The sequence below is a fragment of the Lentiprolixibacter sp. genome (genome assembly GCF_982873095.1).
Window position 1 is genome coordinate 1 of sequence record NZ_CEYNTP010000350.1, and the last position, 2151, is coordinate 2151.

3 protein-coding genes and 1 tRNA gene are annotated in these 2151 nt (G+C 43.6%); 2 read left to right on the forward strand and 2 right to left on the reverse strand.

What is annotated here, in order from left to right; all coding sequences use genetic code 11:
* Positions 1-460: YqgE/AlgH family protein (locus tag AC4E7D_RS14265; RefSeq protein ID WP_490174445.1), on the forward strand; the 460-nt coding region annotated here is incomplete at its 5' end.
* Here AC4E7D_RS14265 and AC4E7D_RS14270 read toward each other — a convergent pair.
* Together AC4E7D_RS14270 and AC4E7D_RS14275 are read right to left on the reverse strand one after the other, a co-directional pair.
* Positions 457-1302, reverse strand: a complete 846-nt coding sequence (locus tag AC4E7D_RS14270) for an aminotransferase class IV (protein ID WP_490174446.1) — start codon at positions 1300-1302, stop codon at positions 457-459. The two genes, AC4E7D_RS14265 and AC4E7D_RS14270, sit on opposite strands and share 4 nt — an antisense overlap.
* A gap of 53 nt (positions 1303-1355) precedes the next feature.
* On the reverse strand, positions 1356-1739 hold the full coding sequence (locus AC4E7D_RS14275) for an START-like domain-containing protein (RefSeq protein ID WP_490174447.1): 384 nt from the start codon (positions 1737-1739) through the stop codon (positions 1356-1358).
* Between the two features lie 138 nt (positions 1740-1877).
* Between AC4E7D_RS14275 and AC4E7D_RS14280 the strand changes: the two genes are divergently transcribed.
* A tRNA-Met gene (locus AC4E7D_RS14280) sits at positions 1878-1951 on the forward strand.
* Positions 1952-2151: the final 200 nt, after the last annotated feature.

Sequence of the window (2151 nt, forward strand, 5' to 3'; positions counted from 1 at the left end):
CAATGAAGAAGGCTCTGTTGGTTTTATCCTCAACAAACCGCTCGATTTTGATATTAGTGACCTCGTAGAAGAAATCCACGTTCCCTTCCGCGTATTCAACGGAGGGCCTGTGGAGCAAGACAACCTGTACTTCATTCATAAGGTACCCCACCTGATCAACGGCAGCATCGAAATTTCAGATGGCATCTATTGGGGGGGTGATTTTGAACGGACAATAGACCTGATCAACCAGAAAACGATCACCGACCAGGATATCCGCTTTTTTCTGGGGTATTCTGGCTGGGCCTCCCTGCAGCTGGATCAGGAACTGTTATCCAGGTCATGGATCGTGGCGAAAAACGACTATGAAAGTGATATCATCCAGAAATCCAGCAATGCCTTCTGGAAGGAAAAAATGATTGAACTGGGCGGGGATTACCTTCTGTGGTCCAATGCCCCGGAAAATCCTGCACTCAACTAACCCAGTCGGGCAGCTGCATTTAATCTTCCGATAAGCTGTGAGTATACATCTGACGCATATGCTGCCTTTCGATATTTTGTAATGGGCTGTATACCTACCCGTATATTGCTGATGAACATGCCGTCCGCTTTTTGCAGCTCGAAAGGGGAAATAGCCGCTTCCTGAAGCTGATATTCGTCCGAATTGTTCAGATTATCGATCAGTTTTCTGCGAATAATCCCATCGCCACAACCTTCTGAGAGGGGTGCAGTTTTGATAAGACCTCCCTGCAACAGGAACAGGTTTCCGTAAAGTGACTGGACCACATTTTTTTGTGCGTTGAGCAAGAGGCAATCCTGGTATCTGTTTTCCCGTGCATAAATGCTACCTGTAACCCGGAGTATCTGGTTATTGGTAGGCAGTGTAGACAACATGTCTGCAGTGAGGTAGAAATCCTTAAAGAGCTCCACTTCGTAAGCTTCATCCGATAGGGTATAAAAGGGCCTGGGACCTTCCTGACAGGTGATTACATAAGATACTTCGTTGTCTTCAGGCAAGAGTTGATCGCCCGTTTTCCTGTAAACACTGATCCTCACAAATGCGGCCGAATCCTGCAGGTGATTTGCCTTCAGCAGGGACGCTACCTGTTCTTCCAGGAACTCCAGGGTAAAATCCATAGGAATTTCCATCCGCAGGATACGCATGGAGGCCATCAGCCTCAGGTAGTGCTCTTCCCAGAAATAAATGTGACCGTTGACTACTTTAATCTCTTCATGGAGTGCATCGCCGTAGACAAAACCCCTCTCGTTAGGCCCAAAGATGGGCGCGTCTCCTGAAACCAGTGATCCCTTAAAATTGATCATAAAAAAAGCCTTCAAAAAATGAAGGCCAAAGATAGCTGATTTTAATAATATTATCAGGTAGATCCCAATACCTGCTTCAGATCTGCCACTTGATTTTCCCAAAGCATTTTGGCCTCTTCCAATTCATCCTCTTCCGCAAAATCCGTAATAAAAAGGCTGACATCCTTGGTGATCTCATCTACGATGATCTTCATTTCAAAGAAATAGTCCCCTTCCTGGTCGACCCAGGTAAATTTCACAAATTCGTCTGTTTTGCGTTTTAATAGTTTGGCCTGTTCCTCAGCCCCATCCCAAATAAAACTGAAGATCTCTCCCCTGGAATTCACATTGTCGGCAAACCATTCGGAAAGCCCTGAAGGGGTGGCGAGATACTGATATAAAAGCTGGGGAGAAGCCTGTATAACAAATTCGAGTTCATATTTGATTCTATCGCTCATACCTTGGCATATTTACTCCGGACAATATAGCCATTTAAGGATGATAAAAAAATAGTTGCCAAAGAATATTTTTTGACAGGCTAAAGTTGATGAAGCGGAATTTTACCGTTATATTTGCCCCCGATTTTTAAACCATTAGGCGAGGTAGCTCAGGTGGTTAGAGCGCAGGATTCATAACCCTGAGGTCGGGAGTTCAAGTCTCCCTCTCGCTACAAAATTAATAGCCGTCTATTTTTTTCATAAATAGATGGCTTTTTTATTTACGATGTTTATGCCTCACTTGATACTATATTTCCAATAATCTTCTGAATATTTCATATCAGCTCAAGTGTTGAAGATTTTTTTAGCATACGTTCTTGGTTTCGGAAAATGAAGTTACCATTAAGCCGAGTAATATTGGAAATTATTAATT

Bases quoted from the DNA above. Each gene is read 5' to 3' on its own strand.
- AC4E7D_RS14275 (WP_490174447.1), bottom strand. From the start codon at position 1,739: ATGAGCGATAGAATCAAATATGAACTCGAATTTGTTATACAGGCTTCT.
- AC4E7D_RS14270 (WP_490174446.1), bottom strand. From the start codon at position 1,302: ATGATCAATTTTAAGGGATCACTGGTTTCAGGAGACGCGCCCATCTTT.